We start from the raw sequence: 24,100 nt of genomic DNA, 5'->3' as shown, positions 1-24,100 counted from the left end.
GCGGCGCGTAGATTGGGGGCATGCGTGGCCGCCAGCCGGTCGCGCGCCCTCCATTCACTACCACAAGGACAACGATCATGATTTCGATTCGGCGTATTGGGGTATGCGCTCTCCTCGTCACGACGGTGGCCAGTCTGTCGGCCTGCGATTCGATGACGAGGCGTCAGCGCGACACGGCAATCGGCGCGGGTGTCGGCGGCGTCGCCGGCGCAGCGATCGGCGGCAGCGCGCTGTCGACGCTGGGCGGCGCGGCAGCCGGCGGCATCATCGGTAACCAGGTCGGCAAGTAAGCCGCCGGTCACGGTCCGCCGCGCAATGCGCGGCGGCAGCCTGGCCGGTCCAACGGCGTTTCCGCGATGCGGAAGCGCCGTTTTCGCATGCGGCACCGCAATATGCCCGCCCGCGCCCGGAAATGATCCGTTACCGTTTTGCACACCGTGTCATCGGCGCGCGGCCTAAGCTTAAGCATCTGCCGATTGCCGGCTCCGCCGGAGAGACATCATGAACAGGACCCTCGTCGCCGCGGCGCTCGCCTGCACGACGCTCGCCGGCTGCTACTACCCGTACGGCTACTATCCTGGCGGCTATTACACGGCCGCACCGGTGCCGGTGCAGCCGGCGCCCGTGTACGTCGACCCCGGCCCCGCCTACTACTATCCGGCCCCCGCGTATGCACCCGCGTGGGGCGGTTATTGGGGACCGGCGCTGTCGCTCAATTTCGGCTTTGGCGGGCGCGGCGGCTGGCGCCATCACTGACCGGGCACGGCCGTCGACGGACGGCCGCCCGGCCCCCGCAACCGGCCCCATTCCCGTTTCTTGTCGTTTCATCCCATTGTGAAACGACGGCGTGGTAACGCGGTGTAAGATTCTTCGCATCCCGTCCCCGCCCTCGCCAAACGATGTCGCCCAAGAATGCTTTCCTGCTGACCGTGCTCGCTGCCCTGTGGGGCGCATCATTCCTGTTCATCCGGATCGGCGTGGTCGATTTCGGCGTCGCGCCGCTGATGGCCCTGCGCGTGGGCATCGGTGCGCTGTTTCTCACCGGCTTCGCGCTCACGCGCTTCAAACCCGCCGACCTCGGCACCCGGTTGCGCCGTCACGTGTGGCCGCTGTTCGTCGTCGGCGCGCTGAATTCGGGCATCCCGTTCTGCCTGTTCGCGTTCGCCGAACTGACGCTGTCGGCCGGCCTGACGTCGGTGATCAACGCGACGACGCCGCTGTGGGGCGCGCTCGTCGCGTACCTGTGGCTGAAGGACAAGCTGTCGCTGCCGCGCGCACTCGGCCTCGTGATCGGGTTTGCCGGCGTGCTCACGCTCGTGTGGAACCAGATCGCGAACGCGCACGGCGACACGGGCGCCAGCGCGACCGCGCTCGCCGCCGCCGCGGCGCTCGGCGCGACACTGCTGTACGGCATCGCGGCCAATTACACGAAGCGCAAGCTCAGCGGCGTCGATCCGCTCGTCAATGCAGCCGGCAGCATGATCGGCTCATCCGTCCTGCTGCTGCCGTTCGCGATCGCCACCTGGCCGCCCGCGCCGGTCGGCGTGCACGCATGGGGCTCGGTACTTGCCCTCGGCATCGCGTGCACGGGCATCGCGTATTTCATCTTCTTCTACCTGATCGCGCATGTCGGCCCCACCCGCGCGATTACCGTGACGTTCGTGATCCCCGTATTCGGGCTGCTGTGGGGCGCGCTGTTCCTGGGCGAACACGTGTCGGCCGTGATGATCGAAGGCTGCGCGATCGTACTCGTCGGCACCGCGCTCGCGACCGGCGTGATCAAGCGGATTCCGGGGATCCGGCCGCGCGGCGGCGAAGCGACCTGACGGTCCGCGTGCGCGCATCGTCGCCCGGCGTACAGCGATGGCGATGCGGCACCGGTCTGCCGACGCGCCGCGAATGGCACCGCAGCGCATCGGCATTCGTCTGACGGCGACGCCCGGCCGCCGGGATTTCCCGCATCACCCGCACATCCAGCGCCCGCAGCACCCGCAGCGCACGGTCATGTCACCGGCATTGCGCGGGATTGTCATCGGCCGCTGCAGCGCCCTTCGCTTCGTGGCGGTCATGCAAGGCGCGCACGCGTGCGGCGCGGATCGCCGCTGCGCACGGGCCGGGATGGCGCGGTGTACCGTTTGCGTCTGGAGTTTCCCTGATACGCGCGCCGCCGCAATCCCGTTACACTCGGGAAACCTATCCGCAGAAGGCGGTCTCGATGCCTCACGTTCTCTCGCGCCCGCCTGCGCATGCGACTGCATCAGCGTGGTGGGGCGCCGCCGCTCGCTCCCGGGCACCGTTGACATGAAGCCCGCCCGCGACCTATCGCTCGACTCCCTGCTCGAACGCCTCACGCCGACGCCCGGCGGCTGGGTCGCCACCTATCGCACGACGACGCTGCGCAGCGTATTCCAGCCCGTGCTGTCGATCACGCACAAGCGCGTCGTCGGTTACGAGGCGCTGCTGCGCGTCGTCGACGCGAACGGCGCGCTGATATCGCCCACCGCCCTCTTCGACCGGACGCGCGCCGACGCCGACGCGCTGCTGCTCGACCGGCTCGCGCGCTGCCTGCACACGGCCAACTTCGTTGCACAGGGCATCGGCGACGGCTGGCTGTTCCTGAACGTGACGCCACGCGTGCTCGATACGGGCCTCGTGCAGCGCGAGTTCGTCGAGGCGCTGTGCCGGCATTTCGCGCTGCCGCCGAACCGCATCGTGCTGGAAGTCGTCGAACAGCCGGCGCGCGACGAAGCCGCGCTCGCCCGCACGATCGACATGATCCAGCATCGCGACTTCCTGATCGCGATCGACGATTTCGGCACCGGTTTCTCGAACTTCGACCGCGTGTGGCGGGCACGGCCCGACATCGTCAAGCTCGACCGCTCGCTCGTCGAGCGTTCGACCGGCTCGGCCGACGACCGCCGCATCATGCATCACCTCGTGTCGATGCTGCACCAGGCCGGCGCGATGGTGCTGGCCGAAGGCGTCGAAAGCGATGACGCGCTGCAGGCGCTGATGGAAGCCGACATCGATTTCGTGCAGGGTTTCCAGTTCGGCCAGCCCGATGCATCGATCGCGCACGCGAGCGCGGCAGCGCCCGCGATGCTCGACGCCGCGTGGCGGCGCTTCATCGCCCGCCGGCACACGCCCGTCGTCGCCGAGCAGCCGGGCTTCGACGCAATCGAACGGCTGGTACTCACCGGTGCGGCCGCGTTTTCGGCGAGCGGCAACCTGCAGGATGCCGCGCAACGCGTGTTCGCGGTGCCGGCCGCGCGTCGCGTGTTCGTCACCGACGAGATCGGCGAGCAGTTCCTGCCGTCGATCGGCGCACCTGCCGACGACAACCAGGCGAGCGTCACCCGCCTCGCGCCGCTGTTCCCGGAAACCCACAGCAACTGGTCGCGCCGCCCATACTTCCAGCGCGCGATCGCCGCACCCGGGCGCGTCGCGCTGATGGGCCCGCACTTCTCGCTGACGGAAGGCCGCGACTGCTATACGGCCGCCGTCGCGATCCGCGCACAGCGCCGGCTCGTCGTGTTCTGCGTCGACTTCGTGCTCGACAGCGCGGGGACCGTGATGCGCTAGCCGCGCAGGCGGTGGACGCCGGCCTGCGAGGGCCGCCGGCCATTCGCTCGTCAGTCGACCACTTTCCCTCGTCCCGACTTCACCACGCTACGGCGCGACTTGTGCTCGAGCCGCCGCTCCTTCGACGCACGCGTCGGCCGCGTCGCCACCCGTGCGCGCGGCGTATACGCGACGCCGCCGATCAGCGCATCGAGCCGCGCGAGCGCGGCCTCGCGGTTCTTCTCCTGCGTGCGATATTCCTGCGACTTGATCACGACGATGCCGTCGCGCGTGATGCGCTGGTCCGACAACGAGAGAAGCCGCTCCTTGATGACCGGCGGCAGCGACGACGCGCGGATGTCGAAGCGCAGATGAATCGCACTCGACACCTTGTTCACGTTCTGCCCGCCCGCACCCTGCGCGCGCACGGCCGTCCATTCGACGTCGGCCGGATCGAGCGTGTAGCGGATCATCATCGCGATGCCTCCTTGCGGCGCCGTGCGAGCGCCTCGTCGACGCGTGCCGCCAGCCCCGAATCGCGCTGCGTGCGCGTCGCGACCGCCTGCGCCAGCACGCGCCGCGGCCCGATCACCTGCACGCGCGTGCGGGCGCGCGTGACGGCCGTATAGACGAGCTCGCGCGTGAGCACCCGGCCGAACGATGCCGGCAGCACGAGCGCGGCTTCGTCGAATTCCGAGCCCTGCGATTTGTGCACCGTCAGCGCAAATGCCGTTTCGTGCGGCGGCAACGCAGCGGGCGACACCGTGCGCGCGGTGCCGTCCGCGCGCCGGAACCACACGCGCAGCACACCGTGCGCGTCGGGCAGCGCGATGCCGATGTCGCCATTGAACAGCCCCAGCGCATAGTCGTTGCGCGTCACCATGATCGGCCGCCCGGTGAACCAGTGCGCCCCGACCGCGAGCGGCACGCGCGCCGCATGCCGCACGTGCGCGGCCACCAGCGCATTGACGTGTTCGGCGCCGCGCGAGCCGCTGCGGGTCGCGCACAGGATCCGGAACCGGTTGAGCGCATCGAACAGCGGCAGCGGATCGGGCACCGGCGCGGCCAGCGCGTCGCGCAATGCGTCGAGGTATGCGCCGAATCGCCGTGCAAGCCGCTCGACCGTCGACGACGCAAGCGTATCGCCCGCATCGTCGTGGAAGGACGCCGCGGCTGCGTCGTCCGCGGGCAGTGCATCGAGTGCGGCCTGCACGTCGCCGCTGCGGATCGCCAGCGACAGCCGCCCGATCGGCGAATCGAGACCGAAGCGGTAATTGCGCTCGAGCCACACGACGCAGTCGGCGAGCGGCGCCGGAGCGAGCACGATGCCGGACGCGGCGGCGGCTTCGTCGGTCGATGCCGATGTGGCTGCCGTGACCGACGCAAGCGCCATATCACCCGCGTCGAACGGCGGCAGTTCGACGTCATCGAGCCAGGCGAGTTCGTCGACCTCGATCCATGCGGGTGTGCCGCCTGCTGAAACGGCGCCGCCGATATCAGCCGGCGCCGTTACGGCGAGCGGTGGCGATACCGTCCCGGCCGACGAACCTTCGTCATCCTGCGGTTCGTCGTCGAACAGAGATGCCTGTCGCGGATCGGCTTTCGGCCGGGACGCCGGCATGCGTGAAACGGAAGCGGAAGCAGACGCCGATGGCAACGCCGGCGCGCGAACGGCTGCGGCAGCCGGACTCGCAGCGGGCGCCATCGCCGGCGCAGCTTCGTCCGGCACCGGCAACGCCGCGGCGAACGACGCGTCGTCGATGCCGAGTGCCTGCGCGATGCGCGCGCGCGCCGCAGCGGTGAACGTCGGTCGCGCGCTCAGCTCCGCAAATACGGCGCCGGCCTCGACCGCGGCCAGCTGATCCTTGTCCCCAAGCAACACGAGCCGCGCGCCCGGCGCGAGCGCGTCGAGCAGATGCGCGGCGAGCGCGACGTCGATCATCGACGCCTCGTCGACGACGATCAGATCGTACGGCAACGGATTGTCGCGATGATGCCGGAAGCCGGCCGCCCCGCCACCGCCCAGCAGCCGATGCAGCGTGTACGACGTGTCGGGCAGGCGCGCCGCGAGTTCGGGCGGCAGATCGCCGGCGCGCGCATGCAGCGCCTCCTGCATCCGCTGCGCGGCCTTGCCGGTCGGCGCGGCCAGCGCGACGCGCAGCCCCGGGTGTGCGTCGAGCAGACAAGCCAGCACGCCGACGACGGTCGTCGTCTTGCCCGTGCCGGGACCGCCGCTGACGATCGTCACGCGCCCCGTCAGCGCGACGATCGCCGCCACGCGCTGCCAGTCGACTTCGCCGGTGGCCGGCCCGAAGTATCGTGAGAGGCTGTCGCGCAACCGGTCGGGCGACAGGCCTTCGTCGGGCGCGGCAACGCCGGCCTGCGCGACGAGCGCATCGGCCAGACGCCGTTCGTAATCGAAATAGCGCGACAGGTACAGGTGATCGTGCCGGTCGACGATCAGCGGCCGCTCGTCGCCGCGCGCGAGCGTGCCGAACGCAACCACGCCACTTGCCGCGAGCGCGGCACGCACCTCGTCGAGCGGCGCTTCGTAGCGCTGCGCGAGTGCGCCGAGCGCGACGCATACGTGGCCGCCCGCGGTCGCGCGGCTCGTCGCGAACGCGGCGCGCGCCGCCCAGCGTGCCGACGCGGACGGCGCACCGGCACGCCGCGCAAGATCGCCGATGCGCCGTGCAAACCCTTCCGCGAGCGCGATGCCGAAATCGGCCGGCTCGGGCAGCCGTGCGACGAGGCCGCCGGTGAATTCGAGCATGTCGTCGGACGCATTCATGCGCGGCCCCCTTCCATCATCCGGTCGAGTGCGTCGACGAGCGCGCGCGCGGGCCGCCGCGCATGCACGCCGGCCGGCTCGCCGCTGCTGCGCCAGCCCGGCCGCACGCCGCGCACGAACAGGTACAGATAGCCCGCGATGTGTGTGTCGTAGTCGTAATCGGGCAGCCGCCCGCGCAGGTAGCGATGCAGCGCGACCGTGTAGAGCAGCGCCTGCAGGTGATACGCGTGATCGGCCATCGCGACGTCGAGCGCGCGCGGGCCGTAGGCATCCGGCGTCGTGCCGAGATGGTTCGACTTCCAGTCGACGATCCAGAAACGGCCGTCGTGTTCGACGATCATGTCGATGAAACCCTTGATGAAACCGGCGAGCATGCCCGCCTCCAGTGCAACGTCCGGATAACCGTGCGCGACCAGCAGCCGGCGCAGCGCCGTCAGGTCGAGCGACGGCGCCGGGAACAGGAAACCCATTTCGTCGAGCCGCTTCGCCGGATCGAGATCGACGAGCCGCATGCCCGGCACGAGCTCGGTGTGCACGACATCGTCGACGAGCTGCGCCATCATCGCCGGCAGGCGCGTCGCGAGCTCCGGTTCGGCCTCGACCGGCCGGTCGTGCAACGCGCCGAGCGCGGCCTTGTGCCACGATTCGGGTTCCGTGAACCGGCTGAGTTCGAACAGGCGGTGCAGGCATTCGCCGGCGGCCGCTCCTCGCGGGAACACGAGGATGTCGTCGTCCGGCGGCTCGGCCACGACCGGGTCGGCGAACAGCCATTCGCCGTCCGGCGTCACCTCGGCAAGCGCATCGTGATCGGGCCGCAGCTCGTCGTCGGGTACCGCCGCAACACCCGCCTCCTCGCGCGCCATCGACGCGGTCAGCGAGCTGAAACTCGCCATCCGCCACGCATCGCGCAGCACGCGCGTCGCATGGCGCGCCGCGAGCGTCTGCGAGGCGTCGTGCCCGGCCGCGAGACGCTCGCGGCGCGCGGGCGCCGGCAGCGGCGCGACGCACACGGGGCCGCCTGCGAGCGCCTGCCACGCCGCGTCGAGCGCAGCTTCGTCGGGCGGTTCGTCGAGCCACGCATCGAACGACTGGCCGGCGCCGGCGACAAGCCAGTTGAGCACGCTGCGCCGCGCTTCGCGCGTCGAACGCGACGACAGGTACGGCCCCGCGACCACGTAGCAGCGATAGACCGCGCGCGTGAGCGCCACGTAGACGAGCCGTGCACGTTCCGCGGCCTGCTCGCGCAATGCCTGCCGCGCCGCATGCGCGGCCGCCTCGTCGTCGCATCCGTAATGCAGCACCGCGTCGCCCGCATCGTCGTGATACTCGCGCGCATCGGGCAGCGCGGACGAAGGCGGCTCGCGCAACCCGCCGTCGTTCAGGAACGGACAGAACACGACCGCGTATTCGAGGCCCTTCGATTTGTGCACGGTCACGATCTGCACGAGGTTGCGATCCGATTCGAGCCGCAACTGCGCCTCCTCGCCGCCACCGTCGAGCCGTTGCGCGGCGAGCCAGCGCAGCGTCGGCGCGATACCCGGCTGCGCGGATGCGCGCGCTTGCGTCAGCTCGGCCAGATGGTTGATGTCCGTCACGCGACGCTCGCCGTCCGCACCGGCCATCAGCCGTTCGGCGATCCGCAGCTCGCGCGTGAACGTGCGCCACATCACCGCGAAACCGCGTTCGCGCCACAACAGCCGATACCGCGAGAAGCGCTCGACCCAGCTCATCGCATCGGCGCCGTCGGCCGCCGACGCGTCGCGGGAGGCATCGCCGTCGCCCTGCTCCATGCGCCACAATGCGCCGGCATCGAGGCCGAACCAGTCGGACGCGAGCGCCGCGCGCAGACGCCGCAGGTCGCCCGGCGCATCGATCGCCGCCAGCACGCGCTCGAGCTGCTCGGCGTCGCCGGTGGAAAACACCGACGCCTGTGCCAGTTCGACGCTGCCGATGCCCCACGTGGCAAGCACGCGCTTCACGAGACTGCCCTGCCGGTGCGTTTGCACGAGCACCGCGATGTCGCCCGGCGACAGCGGCTTGTCGCCGAGCCGCACGCGCCCTTCGCGCGCACCGCGCATCAGCCGCGCGATTTCGGCCGCGCAGGCCTGCGCGGCCTGCGCCTGGGCGTCGCGCTTGAGCAGCGTGCCTTCGCCGCCGGGCAGGGCCCACACGCGGAAATCGCCGGCCGGGCCCGGATCGGTTTCGTCGAAGAACGGTGCGCGCGCGCGCGTGCCGGCGCGCACCGCGTAATAGTCGAGCCCGTCGAGCACGAAGGCGCGCGGATTCGACATGAAGAAGCGGTTGCACGCATCGACGATCGCGGGCGTCGAACGCTGGTTGACCGCGAGCGTGTAGCACGCGCTCGCGCTCGCGCGCGCCGCAAGATAAGTATGCAGATCGGCCGCGCGGAAGCTGTAGATCGCCTGCTTCGGATCGCCGACGAGAAACAGCGGGCCGCCCGGCGCGAAGATCCGGTCGAAGATCGCGAACTGCAGCGGGTCGGTATCCTGGAACTCGTCGATCAGCGCGGCCGGATAGCGCGCGCGCAGCGTCTCGGCCAGCCACGGATGCGCATGCAGCGCGTGATACAGGTTCGCAAGCAGATCGTCGAACGACACGACGCGACGCGTGCGCTTGCGCTCGGCCAGCTCGCCGGGCGCCATGTCGAGCCATTCGGCGATCAGCGCGAGCCAGCGCGCGCGCTGCGCGGCCTCGGCGGCGGCCACTGCGGCGTCGAGCGCGTCCGCGACATCGAAGAACGCATGCGCGGGCGTTGACCCGCCCTTTTTCGTCGCCTTCGTCAGCGCGGTTTGCGTGAGCTTCAGTGCGGCTTTCGGCAGTGCGGCCGTCGCATTGCCCTGCGCCAAATGCGCCGTCCATGCAGCCAGCGCATCGGCGACCGCGTCGGGCTTGTGCGAACGCTGATTGAGCACGGGCTGCGCGGTGCGCAGCAGCGCATCGATCGCATCGCGCTCGGCCGCCCACATCCGCGCCGCCTCGGCGAAGCATTCGGCCGCGGCCGCTTCGGCCGATTCGTCAGGCTCGGTCACGCCGTCCCAGCGCAGCGCGGCGAGCGGCTTCTTCAGCCGGCGCGCGAGCTGCGCATCGAGCGCGGCCGGGCCGGCCCCCGATTCGACGAGCCAGGTGGCGAAGCCCGGCCAGCATGCGGCCGCCGGTTCGACACGCGTGCGCCAGAAATCCGCCGCGAGTTCGAAGCGCAGCGACGCGTCGTCGGCCTCCATGTCGAACGCGAACGGCATCGCCGCCGCGAACGGCGCTTCCTGCAGCGCGCGCTGGCAGAACGCGTGGATCGTATGGATCGCGGCCTGGTCGAACGCACGCAGCGCACGCCGGATCCGCTTCGCGGCCGTCTCGGGATCGAGCGCGCCTTCGTCGCCAAGCGTGGTCTCGAGCAGGCGCGCGATGAACGGATCGCCGCCGTCGTCGCCCGTGTCGAGTGCATGCGCAAGCTGCGCGAGCCGGCTGCGAATCCGCTCGTGCAGTTCGGCCGTCGCTGCTTTCGTGAAGGTCACGACGAGGATTTCGTCCGCGCCGAGATCTTTTTCGAGCAGCAGGCGCACATACAGCGCGCAGATGTTCCAGGTCTTGCCGGTGCCGGCCGACGCCTCGATCTGGTTGACGCCGTCGAGCGGGCACGCGAACACGTCGAGTTCGAGCGCCTGCTGCGGCTGCGACACGGCGCTCATGCGACCTCCTTCAGATGCGCGATCAGCGGTTCGAACACGAGCCGCGCAAGGGTGCCGAACGGCTCGTCGAGCGACGGGTGCGCACCGCGCCATGCGATCGCGATGGCCGGATCGTCGGCTTCGCTCACGACGCGTTCATTGATCCACACGCTCGCGGCTTTGGCCTCGCCGTCGGATACCCTCGCCCACGCGCTGCGCGGAAAGAACCGCAGCGGCATGCGCCGCCCCGCGCGAAACAGCGCGGCAAGCGGTGCAAGCTGCTCGAGCGGCGCCGCGACGGGCGTCAGCTCGAACGCGCCGCCGCTGCCGAACCACAGCGTGCGGCGCGGGCCGCCGGGCTCGACCGCGCAGTAGACGAGATGCGCGAGCCACGCGGACAGATAGTCGCGCGCGCTCGGCCGTGCATAGCGATAGATGATCTGACCGGCCGGCGTCAACCGGTTCAGCGTGCCGTTCAGTTCGAGCGGCGCGCTCACCGCGTCGGCCGACAGCATCGCGTCATCGGTGCCGAACAGGGCCTGCCCGGTGTCGGGCCACGCCGGCACGACGGTGAGCGAGAATGCCCGCCGCTCGATGCCGTCGGCCAGCGCGCGGCGCACGTTCGACGCCAACTGCGTCATCGAGCCGAGCGCCTGGTCGCGCCACACGGCGCCCGTCGCACCGCCCGGCAGCTCGGGGCTCGCGTCTGCAATGCGCAGCGCGTGATCGTGCACGCCGCCCTCGTCCGCTTCGATCAACAGCGGCAACACACGTTCGGCGAGCGCATCGCTGCCGGCAAAGTCGAGCGAAAACGGCTCGGTGTCGCGCAGTTCGGCCTGCGCGTCGGCCAGCACGATGCCGAGCCGGCCGCGCAGCAATGCACGCGCCGGATGCCGCCAGAAGCGCTCGAATTCGCTGAACGCGACCGGCTCGACCGGCTCCGCCGGCAGCGGCTGCGCGAAGAACGGCTGCTCGCGCGGCCCGTCGCGCGACGCTTCGGCGGCGAGCAGCGACGCGAGCGTCGCCCGCTCGGCGTCATACGAAACGAGCGCGCTGCCGGGCTGGAAATACGCGGCAGCGAACGGTTGCAGCGGATGCTCGACGATGAACGCGCGCCGCGCGGCATCGACTGCGTCCGGCGCCGCATCGGGCCCGGCGGTGACGATCGCCAGATGATCGAGCAGTTCGTCGACGAGCGCCGCGGGCGGCAACGGCGCGTTGTCGCGAATGCTGCGGCCCGTATAGGCAATCAGCAACCGGTCACGCGCGGCGAGCAGCAGGTCGAGAAACAGGTTGCGCTCGTCGTCGCGGCGCTGCCGGTCGCCAAGCTTCGGCAGCACGGCCATCAGGTCGAATTCGTCCGCGCGCGCGAGGCTCGGCAGCACGCCGTCGTCCATCCCGAGCAGGCAGACGACGCGATACGGCAGGCCGCGCAAGCTCGTCAGCGACGAGAACGTGACGCCGCCCCACGGCACGCCGCCCCGTGCCGGATCGTCGAGCGCCGCGGCCAGCCCGGCGCGGACGACCGCCGCCGGCAATGCCTCGTCGGGCGCGCCTTCCGCCATCGCGGCCAGCATCGCGTCGAGCGCATCGCGCACGCCGGCCAGCGCGTCGGCATACACGGCGCCCGAATCGAAGAAGCGCGCGAGCGTGTCGGCAAACAGTTCGCTCCAGCCGCGCGGCGTGTGCGACTCGGCAAGCCGCCGCGCGAAACCGTCGAGATCGTCGGTGAAACGCGCGAGCCGGCCGAGCAGTTCGGCCTCGCTGCCCGTGGCCGCCTCGATCGGCAGCCACGCGCCGATCGGCGCCGCGCCTTCGGGCATCGCATAGCCGAGAAAGAGCCGCGCGAGCGCATCGGAGAACGTATGGCGCGGCGCGGGCACGGCCGCGTCGTCGCTCACGAGCGGCGACAGCCCGCGCCGTGCGCCGGCCGCCGCGAGCCAGGTCTGCACGGTCTCGAGCGCGGCCGCGTCGATGTCGTAGCGCGCCGCCACCGCATCGACGCGCAGCCATTCGACCAGCTCCGGCGCGCCGACCTGCCGCTCCGGCAGCGCGAGCCAGTCGAGCAGTACGCGTGCAACGGGGTTCGCCTGCGACGGCGGCAGGCCGGTGATCCGGTAAGGCACGCGCGAACCGCCTGCGCCGGCCGTGCCGAACACCGCGTCGATCAGCGGCCCGGCCGCGGCGAGATCGGCCACCGCGACGAGCACGTCGGACGGCTGCAGGCTTGCGTCCGCGTCGAACCAAGCAAGCAACCGGTCGTGCAGCACCTCGAGCTGGCGCGCGAGGCTGTGACACACATGCACCTCGATCCCGCGCTCGGCTGGCGTGTCGCCGGTTTCGGCCTCCGGCTGCAATGCGAGGATCGCGTTCTGCACCCGCGCGAGCCACGTGGGCGCGGGATTCTCGACGAAACGCGACGCATCGCCTGACGCAGCGCTTTCAGTCAGCTCATGCAGCATGTGCAGTTGCGCCTGCGTCTGCCGGCCCCATTCGGCGAGCAGCGGATGGCCAACTTCCTGGTAGTCGAGGCGCCCGGCGGCGTCGAGCGCCTCGGCATGCGCGGCGGTCACGATGTCGAACCAGAATTCGCGGCACGGGTTCAATGCATAGACACGCACGTCGATCCAGCGCGACAGTTCGCGCAACAACGCGACATGCAGCGGCGGCATCGTCGGCAGCGCGAACACGCTGACCGATTCGGGCCAGTCGGCGCGCGCGAGCGCGTCGGCATCGAGATGGCGCGCTTCGACGAGAAAGCGGTGTGCGGGCGGCGTGCCGCTGTCGCTCAGTTCAGCAAGCAGCGCGCGCCACAGCGCGGCCTGCCAGCGCTCGTCGTCGCGTGCGGCATCGCTGATTCCGCGCGGCGCGCCATCGCCCGCGAGCACGGATTCGCCGGCCTGCCACGCGGCCAGCCATTCGGGGCGATAGGTCAGGTAGTGATCGAGCACGGCCGCGACGCGCTGCGCAAGCTCGTAGCGCATCGCATCGTCGGACGCGGACAGGTAAGCGGCGAGCCGCGGCGACGCGAGCCACGGCGCGCCGTCGGCCGCCTGTGCGAACAGCCGGTAGCAGCGCCACACGAGCCGGTCGGGTGCGAACGGCGAGCGCGCGGGCACCGTCAGCACGCGGCCGATCTGCGCCCACAGCCACTGCGCGAGATACGTGAACTCGACGTTCGCGCACACGCCGTTGCGCGCGGCGATGTCGAGCTCGAGACGACGACGCAGCGCAGCGCTCGGCACGATGACCTGCTGCTGCGCCCACGGGCCGTTGCGGGCCGGAAACGCGGCCAGATCCTCGAGCAGCGCGTCGGCCAGCGTTTCGTGACGGTTCGAATAGAAGAGATGGAGCATGAAGCGGGCGTCGGAACCTCGCACCGGCCGGGCCGGGCGAACAAGATCACCAAGGATAGCAAATGGACCGCCGCCGCGAAGCTCTGCCGGAAAGCCAGGTTTTGCGGACCGCGAAATACGATAGACTCGTCGCCAGTCAATACGCCGCTCCCGGGCGTCTTCGTCTGCCATTCAGCCCATCGATGCGCTATTCGGTCGAAATCAGAAAGTTTTTCTACAGCCAGTACTTTTTCGGCGGCTTGCGGATCGCCGTCGGCGTATCGCTGCCGGCCGTGCTCTGCCTGATCGTGTTTCACAACCGCGAGCTCGGCTTCACGATCTCGACGGGCGCGCTGGGCGCCTGCGTCGTCGACATGCCGGGCCCGCTCAAGTACAAGCACAACGAAATGCTCGCGTGCAGCGTGATCGGCTTCCTGGCCGCGCTCGCCACCGGCCTCGCGACACCGAACATCTTCGCGCTGTGGCTCACGATCGTGCCGCTCACGTTCGTGCTGTCGCTGATCGTCGTCTACGGCAACCGCTGGCCGCAGATCAGCTTCGCGACGCTGTTCATGATGGTGATGACACTCGAGGAGAAGTTCACGCCGCTGCAGGCGTTCATCAACGCCGGCTGGATTCTCGCAGGCGGCCTCTGGTACACGTACTGGGCCACGCTCGTGTCGCAATGGCAGGCACGCCGGATCGAGCAGCAGGCGCTGGCCGAGAGCCTGTTCGCCTGTGCCGACTACCTGCTCGCGCGCGCGCAGTTCTACGATCTCGATGCCGACCTCGACGAGTGCTACCGCAACCTCGTCGCCCGGCAGATCACCGCGGTCGAAACGCAGGAAACCGCGCGCGACATCGTGCTGCGCAACCTGCCGAAGCTGCGGCGCGGCAAGCTCGACCCCGGCCGCACGACGATGTACAACCTGTTCATCAACAGCGTCGATCTTCACGAGCTGTTCGTCGGCGCGCATACCGACTACCCGCTCGTGCGCAATACGTTCGGCGGCTCGGATCTGATCATTTTCTACCGCGACCTGATCCGCAAGGCCGCCGCCGATCTCGAGGAGATCGGCCTCGCGGTGCTCGAGAACCGTGCGCCGCATTCCCGGATCAGCGTGAAGGCCGAGCTGCGCGCGATCGAGTACGAGATCGAGCTGATGCGCAAGAAGAACTTCGCGGCCACCAACGCGGAAGCGTATGCGGCCGTGCTCGCGACGTTCCGGCGCATCTGGAGCGCGACGCGCCTGATCGACCGGATGCGCCGCAACCTGTCGGGCCATGCCGATCCGCAGCAAACCGAACTGAAGATCGACAAGGCGCTCACCCGCTTCCTGCAGCGCCGCCGCATGTCGCCGCTGCTGATCTTCTCGAACCTGAACATGCGCTCGCCGAGCTTCCGCCACGCGCTGCGCGTGACGATCGCCGTGGCGGTCGGTTTCTGGATCGGCCGGCTGCTGCCGCTCACGAACGCGTACTGGATCGTGATGACGACCATCATCATCCTGAAGCCCGGCTACTCGCTGACCAAACAGCGCAACGCGCAGCGGATCATCGGCACGCTGATCGGCTGCGCGGCCAGCATCGCGCTGATCTACACGGTGAAGGAGCCGCACCTGCTGATCGCGATCATGTTCGGGTCGATGGTGATGAGCTACAGCCTGCTGCTGTTCAACTACGCGGCCAGCGTCGTGTTCACGTCGTCGTACGTGCTGCTGATGTTCCACCTGCTCGCACCGGGCAGCATGCGGATCATCGGCGAGCGCGCGATCGACACGGTAGTGGGCTGCATGATCGCGATCGCCGCGAGCCGGCTGTTCCCGTACTGGGAATACCGGCTGATGGGCAAGCTCGTCACCGACATGCTGACGTCCACCCGCAAGTATTTCGAAGCCGTGTGGCGCGCCGGGCGCGGCCTGTCGCCGCCGCCAGTGCCGGCCGCCGACGGCGCGGCCGTCGTCCCGGGCGTGGCGGCGGTCGTCGAATCGCCCGCCGCGAGCCTCGACGACGACTACCGCTACCGCCTTGCACGCAAGGACGTGCACATCGCATTCGCGAACCTCGGGCAGGCGTTCCAGCGGATGATGATCGAGCCGAAGGCGCACCAGCGCTTCGTGCCCGAGCTGAACGACCTGCTCGTGCAGACGCACGTGCTCGGCGCGCAGATCACGGCCGCTGCGCCGCTGATCCGCAACGCATGCGCAGCCGACGGCGGCCTCGAGCACGACGACGCGCTGCGGCGCGGCCTCGCCGCCGTGCTCGACAATCTCGAGAAGGCCGAGGCCGGCGAGCCGCCGCCTGCCGACCAGCTCGAAGCGTCGAAGCAGATCACGCGCGACCTCGACGCGATGGTCGTGTCCGCGGAAAAATCCGAGGCGGTCGGCGCCGAACTCACGCACGACCTGAAAGTGCTCGCGCACCAGTGCAAGCAGATGCTCGCGTCGTCGCTGCTGATCCGCAAGGATGCGAGCGTGATCCGCCTGCCCGCCTGACCCCGAATGTTCCTGCCGGCGGGCCGGCCCGCGCACGCCGCGGATCGGCCACCGGCGCACCCGATTCAACGATCACCCGCAGCATGACCCGCCTGCCTCACGCGGCCCGCTCGCCCGCCGCGCGACCGCCCCACGCCCTATTCCGCTCGCCGCGCCAGTCAGGGAATACCCGATTCCGGTCACCGGGCCTGGCTTGTTATCATTCGTTCACATTCAAGTTGTATAGACAACTTGAGCCAATCGGACCGGCCCCGCTCGCCCGGTCCGTCGCATAACGATATCGGAGACTCGATGAAAAACTTGCAGCGCCACCTGAGCGCGCGGCACATCCGCTTTCTCGCGCTCGGCTCGGCGATCGGCACGGGCCTGTTCTACGGCTCGGCGTCCGCGATCCAGCTCGCGGGCCCGGCCGTGATCCTGGCGTACATCCTGGGCGGTGCGGCCGTCTACATGGTGATGCGCGCGCTCGGCGAGATGGCCGTGCGCGAACCCGTCGCCGGTTCGTTCGGCCATTACGCGACCGAGAACCTTGGCCCGTTCGCGGGATTCGTCACCGGCTGGACCTACACGCTCGAAATGGTGATCGTCGCGATCGCCGACATCACGGCATTCGGCATCTACATGGGCTTCTGGTTTCCGGATGTCCCCCAATGGATCTGGGTGCTCGGCGTCGTCGCGATCATCTGCGGGCTGAACCTGTGCCACGTGAAGGTGTTCGGCGAGCTCGAGTTCTGGCTGTCGATCATCAAGGTCGGCGCGATCGTCGCGATGATCGGCGGCGGCGTCGCGATCCTGCTGACCGGCATGCACTTCGGCCATTCGGCCGACGTGCCGACGTTCGCGAACCTGTGGAACCATGGCGGCTTCTTGCCGAACGGCGTCGGCGGGCTGATCGCATCGCTGTCGGTCGTGATCTTCGCGTACGGCGGAATCGAGGTGATCGGGATGAGCGCCGGCGAGGCGAAGGACCCGGAGCGCGTCATTCCGCGCGCGATCAACGCGGTGCCCGCGCGCATCCTGCTGTTCTACGTGCTGACGATGGTCGTGTTGATGTCGATCAGCCCGTGGACGGGCGTCGGCGGCGACGGCAGCCCGTTCGTGCAGATCTTCTCGGCGCTCGGCGTGAAGTCGGCCGCGACGATCCTCAACCTGGTCGTGATCAGCGCGGCGATCTCGGCGATCAACAGCGACATCTTCGGCGCGGGCCGCATGATGTTCGGGATGGCGCGTCAGGGCCAGGCGCCGCGCGTGCTGATGACGACGTCGCGGCACGGCGTGCCGTGGGTCACGGTGCTCGTGATGGCCGGCGCGCTGCTCGTCGGCGTGGTGCTGAACTACCTGATGCCGAAGGACGTGTTCCTGATGGTCGCCGCGATCGCGACGTTCGCGACCGTGTGGGTCTGGCTGATGATCCTGCTGTCGCAGGTTGCGATGCGCCGCCGCCTGTCGAGCGCCGAAGTCGCGACGCTGAAGTTCAAGGTGCCGCTGTGGCCGGTCGCGCCGGCGCTGACGATCGCGTTCATGGGCTTCGTGATCGTGATGCTCGGCTGGTTCGAGGACACGCGCGTCGCGCTGTATGTCGGCGCGGCGTGGCTCGCGCTGCTCGCGGTCGTGTTCTACGCCCGGATACGTCCGAAATTCGCCGCTGCGTCACGTTGACGCACGGCTGACCTGCCTGCGCGGCGCGCCTGCTTCGGCGCCCGCTACCGTCCCGGTTCCGCGCGGCATCTGTCGCGCCGGAAACCGCGGAATCTCCCCCTGCATCTGCCCCGCAAGCGCGGCCCGCCCGGGCCACGCACCGGCACGTCAGTGCGACGCCGCGCTCGCGGCCTCGGCCGGATGGGCCTCGTCGTACGCGCGCTTCTGCGAAATCGCGTTGTACAGGATCGTCCCGATCACGAGCAGCACGGCCACGACGATCAGGATGCTCACGTTGCGGACAGGGTTCTTCTTGCGCTGATCGTTCATGGTCGGTGCGTCTCCGTCAAATTCGTCGAAGCGGGCATTCTACGCGCTTGCGCCCGCACTGCGACGTCCCGTTTCCCGATCCCCGCCTGCACCTTCGCCGCTGCTTTCCGCAAGCTTTCATTTGGTAATCGTTCCCATTTCGATCTAGAATCCTGAGTCTTTCATTTTGTAATGTTCCGGATGCTCGGGCGGCAGGCGCGCCCCGGAACGCTCCCTCGTCCACCTGCCCCACCGGAGTCTTCATGTCGAATCCGCGCACCCGCCTGCTGCCGCTCGCCGGCGCCCTCGCCCTGGCCGCGGCCGCCTTCGCGCCGCTCGCCCACGCGGCCGAGGAAGTGAGCCTGTACACCACCCGCGAGCCGAAGCTGATCCAGCCGCTCATCGACGCGTTCACGAAGCAGAGCGGCGTCAAGGTCAACACGGTATTCGTGAAGGACGGCCTGCTTGAGCGCGTGAAGGCGGAAGGCGCGCAATCGCCGGCCGACGTGCTGATGACGGTCGACGTCGGCAACCTGCTCGACCTCGTCGATGGCGGTGTCACGCAACCGGTGCGCTCGAAGGCGCTCGACGACGCGATTCCCGCGAACCTGCGCGGCGCGAACGGCGACTGGTACGCACTGTCGCTGCGCGATCGTGTGCTGTACGTCGAAAAGGACCTGAAGGTCGATGCGTTCCGCTATGAAGATCTCGCCGATCCGAAATGGAAGGGCAAGGTCTGCATCCGCTCGGGCCAGCATCCGTACAACACGGCGCTCGTCGCGGCGATGATCGCGCACGACGGCGAAGCCGCGACCGAGAAGTGGCTGCGCGGCGTGAAGGCGAACCTCGCTCGCAAGGCGACCGGCGGCGACCGCGACGTCGCGCGCGACATCCTCGGCGGCATCTGCGACGTCGGCCTCGCGAACGCCTACTACGTCGGCCACATGAAGAATGCGGAGCCGGGCAGCGACGCGCGCAAATGGGGCGACGCGATCAAGGTCGTGCGGCCGACGTTCGCGAACGCGAAGAGCGGCGGCACGCACGTGAACATCAGCGGCGCGACGGTGGCGAAGCACGCGCCGCACAAGGCCAACGCGGTGAAGCTGCTCGAATACCTGGTGTCGCCGGAAGCGCAGTCGCTGTATGCGCAGGCCAACTACGAATACCCGGTGCGCGCGAACGTGAAGCTCGATCCGGTAATCGCGAGCTTCGGCGCGCTGAAAGTCGATCCGCTGTCGCTGACGGACATCGCAAAGTATCGCAAGCAGGCCAGCCAGCTCGTCGACAAGGTCGGCTTTGACAACTGACGCATCGTCCGCCGGCGCGCGCCGCGAACCCTCCCGGCCGCGCCTGCGGCCACGCGCGGGCAGCCTGTGGCTGCTCGCGGCGCTGGCGATCGCTGCGGCGGTCGCTGCGCCGCTCGCGGTGCTCGTCGCCGCCGCGTTCGATGCCGATCTCGCGCACTGGGCGCATCTCGCTGAATTCGTGCTGCCGCAGGCGCTCGTCAATACGCTGCTGCTGCTTGCGGGCGTCGGCACGATCGTGTCGATCATCGGCACCGGCTGCGCGTGGCTCGTCACCGCCTACGATTTTCCCGGCCGCCGGATGCTGACGTGGGCGCTGCTGCTGCCGCTGGCCGTCCCCACCTACATCGTCGCGTTCGCGTATCTCGACCTGCTGCACCCGATCGGCCCGGTCCAGAGCGCGATCCGCTGGCTGCTCGGCTTCGACAGCCCGCGCCAGTTCCGCCTGCCCGACCTGCGCTCGCTGCCCGGCGCGATCTTCGTGCTCGGCTTCGTGCTGTATCCGTATGTGTATCTGAGCACGCGCGCGATGTTCGTCATGCAGTCCGCAAGCCTGCTCGAAGCCGCGCGCACGCTCGGCGCCGGGCGCATCGCGACGTTCTGGCGCGTCGTCGTGCCGCTCGCGCGGCCCGCTATCGCGGTCGGCATGAGCCTCGCCCTGCTCGAAACGCTGAACGACATCGGCGCATCGGAATTCCTCGGCGTGCAGACGCTGACCGTGTCGGTCTACACGACGTGGATCACGCGCTCCGATCTTGCCGGCGCCGCGCAGATCGCGCTCGCGATGCTCGCGATCGTTGTCGGCATGATTGGGCTCGAGCGCTACGGGCGCCGCCGCCAGCGCTACGCGCACGGCCGGCGCATGCGGCCGATCGCGCCGCGCCGCCTGACGGGCGCGGCCGCACTGGGCGCCGCCGTGCTCGGCTGGTTGCCCGTCCTGATCGGCTTCGGCGCACCGGCCGCGTACCTCGCGGTCGAGACCGGCAAGCGGCTGCATCTCGTCGGCGGCGTGTCCGCGCAACTGATGACGGGGCTGGCGAACACGCTGACGATCGCGACCGCCGCCACTGCTGCAACGCTCGCGTGCGGGCTCGTCGTCGCATGGGCCGCGCGTGCGCAACGCGACAGTGCCCGTGCGGGCCCGGCCCGCCTGTGCGCGCGGATCGCGAGCCTCGGCTATGCGGTGCCGGGCACCGTGCTCGCGATCGGCCTGCTGATCCCGTTCGCCGCGGCCGACCGGCTGTTCGGTGCGGCGCTCGGCCGCGACGGGCTACTGCTGATGGGCTCGGCGACCGCACTCGTGATCGCCTATACCGTGCGCTTTCTCGCGATTCCGGCCGGCGGCATCGAGGCCGGCCTCGCCCGCATTCCGCCGTCGCTCGAACAGGCTGCGCGTTCGCTCGGCGAAACGGCCGGCGGCACGCTGCGCCGCGTTCACCTGCCGCTGCTGCGGCCCGCGCTCACGACGAGCGCGCTGCTGGTGTTCGTCGACGCGATGAAGGAGTTGCCGGCCACGCTGCTGCTGCGCCCGCTGAATTTCGACACGCTCGCGACCTGGCTGTATGCGGAAGCCGCGCGCGGTACCTATGAAGAAGGCGCGGTCGCCGCGCTCGCGATCGTGCTGGCCGGGCTCGTGCCCGTGATCCTGCTCGCGCGCACCCGCCACAAGATCGGAGCCTGACACCGTGAACCTGCTCGAACTCGACGACCTCTGCATCGCCTACGACATGCCGCAAGGCCGCCGCACGGTGGTCGACGGGCTGAGCCTCGCGCTGCCGCGCGGCGAGATCGGCTGCCTGCTCGGCGCGTCCGGCTGCGGCAAGACCACCGTGCTGCGCGCGATCGCCGGCTTCGAGCCCGTGCGCATGGGGCGCATCGTGCTCGACGGCGCGCCCGTCGCGGCACCGTCGCTCGACGTGCCGCCCGAGCGGCGGCGCATCGGCATGATGTTCCAGGACTACGCGCTGTTCCCGCACCTGAGCGCGGCCGACAACGTCGCGTTCGGCTTGCGGCGCATGGCGAAAACCGAACGGCGCATGCGCGTCGCGGAAATGCTCGAACTCGTCGGCCTCGCCGATTCAGGCGACGCGTTTCCGCACGAACTGTCGGGCGGCCAGCAGCAGCGCGTCGCCCTCGCGCGTGCGCTCGCGCCGTCACCGGAATTGCTGCTGCTCGACGAGCCGTTCTCGAATCTCGACGTCGATACGCGCGAGCGGCTCGCGTTCGAGCTGCGCGACATCCTGAAGCACACGGGTCACACCGCGATCCTCGTCACGCACAATCAGGCGGAAGCGTTCGCGATCGCCGACCGGATCGGCGTGATGAAGGACGGCCAGCTCGCGCAATGGGATACGCCATATGCGCTGCATCACCATCCGGCCAGCCCGTTCGTCGCGGATTTCGTGCGTCGCGACGCGCTGGCCGACGAACGCGCGCGCGCACTGGCGCGCGGCCGCTGACCCGCGCCGCCGGCAGGGCCGGCGCGCCGGCCCTGCCCGTCAGGTCGGCTCGGCAAGATCGCGCACGGGCAGCGCGGTCGAATACTTGATCTGCTCCATCGCGAACGACGAACTGACGTCGAACAGCGGCACCGCGCGAATCAGCTGCTTGTACACGCGGTCGTAGTCGTCGATGCCGGCCACCACGACGCGCAGCAGGTAGTCGGTCTCGCCGCTCATCCGGTAGACCTCGACCACTTCCGGCATGTCGCGCACGGCCTGCGTGAAGCGCTGCGCCCACTCCTCGGTGTGCTGGTTCGTGCGGATCGCGACGAACACGGTCGTGCCGACCCCGAGCTTGCGCGGATCGCACAGCGCAACCTGCGCGCGAATCGCGCCGGTTTCCTTGAGCCGCTGCACGCGCTTCCAGCACGGCGTCTGCGACAGGTTCACGCGCTGTGCCAGTTCCGCGATCGGCAGCGTGGCATCCGCCTGCAGCAGCTCCAGCAGCTTGCGATCGATGGCGTCCATTTCTCCATTCCCTCGTCGATAGAAATTTATTCTATTCATCCTGCACAACGGGGAACAATATGAAAACGGCTTAGCCGCGTCGACCGGTATAAATACCAATCCGCAACGATTCCGCATCACCAGACGAAACAGGCGACACCTCCCGTCAAGGAGGAATCGCCTGAAATGCCTGCGCGCTGGCACGTGCCTGCAGCGCCCGGGCCGGACTGGCCCGTATTCGCTGCCGGCCGTCACACCGCTCAGTACGCGGCCGTCGCGATCTCGCGCACGAAGCTGTCCTGCTCGAGCGCGTCGACGAACGCGACCGCGTAGTCTTCCGCCGAGATCTTGCTGTTGCCTTGCGCGTCCACGATCAGCTTGCCGACGCCCGTGCGGAACGCGCCCGTGCGCTCGCCCGGGGCGATCAGCGCGGCCGGCGCGAAGAACGTCCAGTCGAGATCGGCGACCGTCTTCAGGTAGTTGAGCGCATCGCGGTGCGCGAGCGCCGGTGGCTTGTACGCTTCCGGGAAGCCTTCGCTGTCGACGAGCTGCTTGCCGGGCGCAACTTCGAGCGAACCGGCGCCGCCCACCACGACGAGCCGCTTCAGGCCAGCCTGGCGCGTGCCGGCGACCAGCGCCCTCGCCACCGCGACGACCTTCGCCGCATCTTCCTGCTTCGGGCCGTATGCGCTCGCAACGACGTCATGTCCCGGCAGCGCGGCCGCGATGCTGGCCGCGTCGAACAGGTCGGCCGCCTTCGCGGTGATGCCGTCAACGGAGGCGCCCGGATGGCGCGACAGCGCCGTGACGCGATGACCGCGTCGCACGGCTTCCGCGGCGATGCGCGAGCCGATCGTGCCGGTTGCGCCGAACAGCGCGATATTCAGGGAACGTTGCGTCATGTCGATTCTCCACAAAGAAAAATATGTAACACTTTTAATTACACTTAAATCCGAAAAAAACGGGGCAAAGCCCCCGTTGCGCCGGTCGCGCGCCTGCGCGCCGTCCGGCCTCCTGCCCTGCCTGCCGCCGCTCACCCGCCGGCGCGTGCGGCCCGTTGCGTGCGCTGTTCGAGATCCAGCAGATCGGCCGTCACGTCGACCAGCGTGCGCGTGGCGAGCGATGCCTCCATCGCGCGTTGCGCATCGCCGATATAGCCGGTCAGCACACCCTGGATGTGCCGCCCGACGAGACACGCGGGATTCGGTGCCTCGCGATGCAGCGCGAACAGTTGCGCATCGTCGACCGCACGATACACGTCGAGCAGCGTGATCTCGTCGGGCTCGCGCGCCAGCAGCGCACCGCCGCCCGCACCGAGCTGCGACGTGGTCAGCCCCGCCGCCGCCAGCATCGACAGCAACCGGCGAATCAGTGCCGGATTCGTATTCACGCTGCCCGCGATGATGTCGGACGACAACGGCACGCCTTCCTTCATCGACAGCAAGGTGAGCACGTGAACGGCAAACGCGAACCGGCTGCTGGTATTCATTCCTGACTCACTCGGCGACGCCGGCCCGAACTGCAACCGGCGACATGTGTAACCATCATAATTACATTTTGCGGATCGTGCAAGCCCGCGTCACTCACCGCTCGCGGGCTTGGCACCCGCAGCGTTCTGCTGGCTCCACTGCTGGAGCTTCTTGCCGGCTTCCGCGATCTTCGCGCCTGCCTCGGACGCCGCATGCGCGACGACCGCGGAGGCAGCCGCATCGATCTGCGCCTGTGCGGCCGACGCGAGGCCGCTTGCGGACAGCGGCGGCACCGCCGACGCCGCGGACGCGATACCGGCCTTCGCAGCGTTGAGCTGCTGGTTGACGGTGCTCGCCACCTGGTCGAGCGCCTTCGCCGCATTGTTCGCGGCATCGGCGGCCGCGCTCGCGGCCGTATCGGGTTGGGCGGCCGGCGTGCCGGACTTCTCGCAGCCCGCGAGCAACAGCAGCGCACCGGCGGCCACGGCCGCCAGCACGGACCCGGGCACGCGACGCGCCCGCGATGTCTTCATGTTCATCAGCAATCTCCGGCCGTGCGTCGCA

The 24,100-nt window shown here is 69.4% G+C and carries 18 protein-coding genes; 9 read left to right on the top strand and 9 right to left on the bottom strand.

Translation table 11 applies throughout. From position 1 onward, the window contains the following. The first annotated feature begins 77 nt into the window (after nucleotides 1-77). The 4 genes from ACWMMN_RS06150 (at nucleotide 78) to ACWMMN_RS06135 (ending at nucleotide 3,582) form a co-directional block, all read left to right on the top strand. Nucleotides 78-290: a glycine zipper 2TM domain-containing protein gene (locus ACWMMN_RS06150; protein ID WP_059235214.1), complete on the top strand. Its 213-nt coding sequence runs from the start codon at nucleotides 78-80 to the stop codon at nucleotides 288-290. Between the two features lie 211 nt (nucleotides 291-501). Then, the gene (locus ACWMMN_RS06145; protein WP_059235216.1) at nucleotides 502-756 is read left to right on the top strand and encodes a hypothetical protein; all 255 of its coding nucleotides are present in this window, start codon (nucleotides 502-504) and stop codon (nucleotides 754-756) included. A 143-nt stretch (nucleotides 757-899) separates the two neighbouring features. Beyond that, nucleotides 900-1,826, top strand: coding sequence for a DMT family transporter (locus ACWMMN_RS06140; RefSeq protein ID WP_486423095.1), 927 nt, complete (start codon nucleotides 900-902; stop codon nucleotides 1,824-1,826). Between the two features lie 475 nt (nucleotides 1,827-2,301). Further along, on the top strand, nucleotides 2,302-3,582 hold the full coding sequence (locus tag ACWMMN_RS06135) for an EAL domain-containing protein (RefSeq protein ID WP_059236838.1): 1,281 nt from the start codon (nucleotides 2,302-2,304) through the stop codon (nucleotides 3,580-3,582). Nucleotides 3,583-3,632: 50 nt separating this feature from the next. Here the strand turns inward: ACWMMN_RS06135 and arfB are convergent, their stop codons facing one another. The 4 genes from arfB to recC are packed head-to-tail and all read right to left on the bottom strand — an operon-like array spanning nucleotide 3,633 to nucleotide 13,394. Next, the gene (arfB, locus tag ACWMMN_RS06130; RefSeq protein ID WP_486423094.1) at nucleotides 3,633-4,037 is read right to left on the bottom strand and encodes an alternative ribosome rescue aminoacyl-tRNA hydrolase ArfB; all 405 of its coding nucleotides are present in this window, start codon (nucleotides 4,035-4,037) and stop codon (nucleotides 3,633-3,635) included. After that, the gene (locus ACWMMN_RS06125; RefSeq protein WP_486423093.1) at nucleotides 4,034-6,352 is read right to left on the bottom strand and encodes an AAA family ATPase; all 2,319 of its coding nucleotides are present in this window, start codon (nucleotides 6,350-6,352) and stop codon (nucleotides 4,034-4,036) included. Before ACWMMN_RS06125 ends, arfB begins: the two co-directional genes overlap by 4 nt. Further along, the gene (recB, locus tag ACWMMN_RS06120; RefSeq protein ID WP_486423092.1) at nucleotides 6,349-10,059 is read right to left on the bottom strand and encodes an exodeoxyribonuclease V subunit beta; all 3,711 of its coding nucleotides are present in this window, start codon (nucleotides 10,057-10,059) and stop codon (nucleotides 6,349-6,351) included. Before recB ends, ACWMMN_RS06125 begins: the two co-directional genes overlap by 4 nt. Next, nucleotides 10,056-13,394: an exodeoxyribonuclease V subunit gamma gene (gene recC, locus ACWMMN_RS06115; RefSeq protein WP_059235225.1), complete on the bottom strand. Its 3,339-nt coding sequence runs from the start codon at nucleotides 13,392-13,394 to the stop codon at nucleotides 10,056-10,058. Before recC ends, recB begins: the two co-directional genes overlap by 4 nt. A gap of 182 nt (nucleotides 13,395-13,576) precedes the next feature. Between recC and ACWMMN_RS06110 the strand changes: the two genes are divergently transcribed. Further along, entirely contained in the window at nucleotides 13,577-15,868 is a 2,292-nt protein-coding gene (locus tag ACWMMN_RS06110; protein WP_059235227.1) for an FUSC family protein, read from the top strand. A 291-nt stretch (nucleotides 15,869-16,159) separates the two neighbouring features. After that, nucleotides 16,160-17,527: an amino acid permease gene (locus ACWMMN_RS06105; RefSeq protein WP_059235229.1), complete on the top strand. Its 1,368-nt coding sequence runs from the start codon at nucleotides 16,160-16,162 to the stop codon at nucleotides 17,525-17,527. 147 nt (nucleotides 17,528-17,674) lie between these two features. On the opposite strand, the gene ACWMMN_RS06100 is transcribed toward ACWMMN_RS06105, so the two are convergent. After that, nucleotides 17,675-17,836, bottom strand: coding sequence for a hypothetical protein (locus ACWMMN_RS06100; protein WP_009688068.1), 162 nt, complete (start codon nucleotides 17,834-17,836; stop codon nucleotides 17,675-17,677). A 242-nt stretch (nucleotides 17,837-18,078) separates the two neighbouring features. On the opposite strand from ACWMMN_RS06100, the gene ACWMMN_RS06095 reads away from it, so the two are divergent. Genes ACWMMN_RS06095 through ACWMMN_RS06085 form a run of 3 tightly spaced genes read left to right on the top strand, consistent with a single transcriptional unit; the run spans nucleotide 18,079 to nucleotide 21,578 of the window. Beyond that, nucleotides 18,079-19,122 carry a Fe(3+) ABC transporter substrate-binding protein gene (locus ACWMMN_RS06095; protein WP_059235231.1) on the top strand — a complete coding sequence of 348 codons (1,044 nt, stop codon included), beginning with the start codon at nucleotides 18,079-18,081 and terminating at the stop codon, nucleotides 19,120-19,122. Beyond that, on the top strand, nucleotides 19,112-20,800 hold the full coding sequence (locus ACWMMN_RS06090) for an ABC transporter permease (protein WP_174992019.1): 1,689 nt from the start codon (nucleotides 19,112-19,114) through the stop codon (nucleotides 20,798-20,800). Before ACWMMN_RS06095 ends, ACWMMN_RS06090 begins: the two co-directional genes overlap by 11 nt. A 46-nt stretch (nucleotides 20,801-20,846) precedes the next feature. After that, nucleotides 20,847-21,578: an ABC transporter ATP-binding protein gene (locus tag ACWMMN_RS06085; RefSeq protein WP_155627193.1), complete on the top strand. Its 732-nt coding sequence runs from the start codon at nucleotides 20,847-20,849 to the stop codon at nucleotides 21,576-21,578. A gap of 39 nt (nucleotides 21,579-21,617) precedes the next feature. Here the strand turns inward: ACWMMN_RS06085 and ACWMMN_RS06080 are convergent, their stop codons facing one another. From ACWMMN_RS06080 to ACWMMN_RS06065, 4 genes are all read right to left on the bottom strand, one after another. Beyond that, entirely contained in the window at nucleotides 21,618-22,088 is a 471-nt protein-coding gene (locus ACWMMN_RS06080; RefSeq protein ID WP_059235236.1) for an Lrp/AsnC family transcriptional regulator, read from the bottom strand. Between the two features lie 239 nt (nucleotides 22,089-22,327). Further along, nucleotides 22,328-22,969, bottom strand: coding sequence for an NAD(P)-dependent oxidoreductase (locus ACWMMN_RS06075; RefSeq protein ID WP_059235238.1), 642 nt, complete (start codon nucleotides 22,967-22,969; stop codon nucleotides 22,328-22,330). 131 nt (nucleotides 22,970-23,100) lie between these two features. After that, on the bottom strand, nucleotides 23,101-23,556 hold the full coding sequence (locus ACWMMN_RS06070) for an Rrf2 family transcriptional regulator (protein ID WP_059235240.1): 456 nt from the start codon (nucleotides 23,554-23,556) through the stop codon (nucleotides 23,101-23,103). Nucleotides 23,557-23,646: 90 nt separating this feature from the next. Continuing rightward, nucleotides 23,647-24,075: a BCAL1086 family glycoprotein gene (locus ACWMMN_RS06065; RefSeq protein WP_059235242.1), complete on the bottom strand. Its 429-nt coding sequence runs from the start codon at nucleotides 24,073-24,075 to the stop codon at nucleotides 23,647-23,649. Between the last annotated feature and the right edge of the window lie 25 nt (nucleotides 24,076-24,100).

This window comes from Burkholderia cepacia complex sp. TUM26381, from assembly GCF_057439935.1.
The sequence above is the reverse complement of the archived record's forward strand: the minus strand, read 5'-3'. Positions and strand labels throughout refer to the sequence as shown.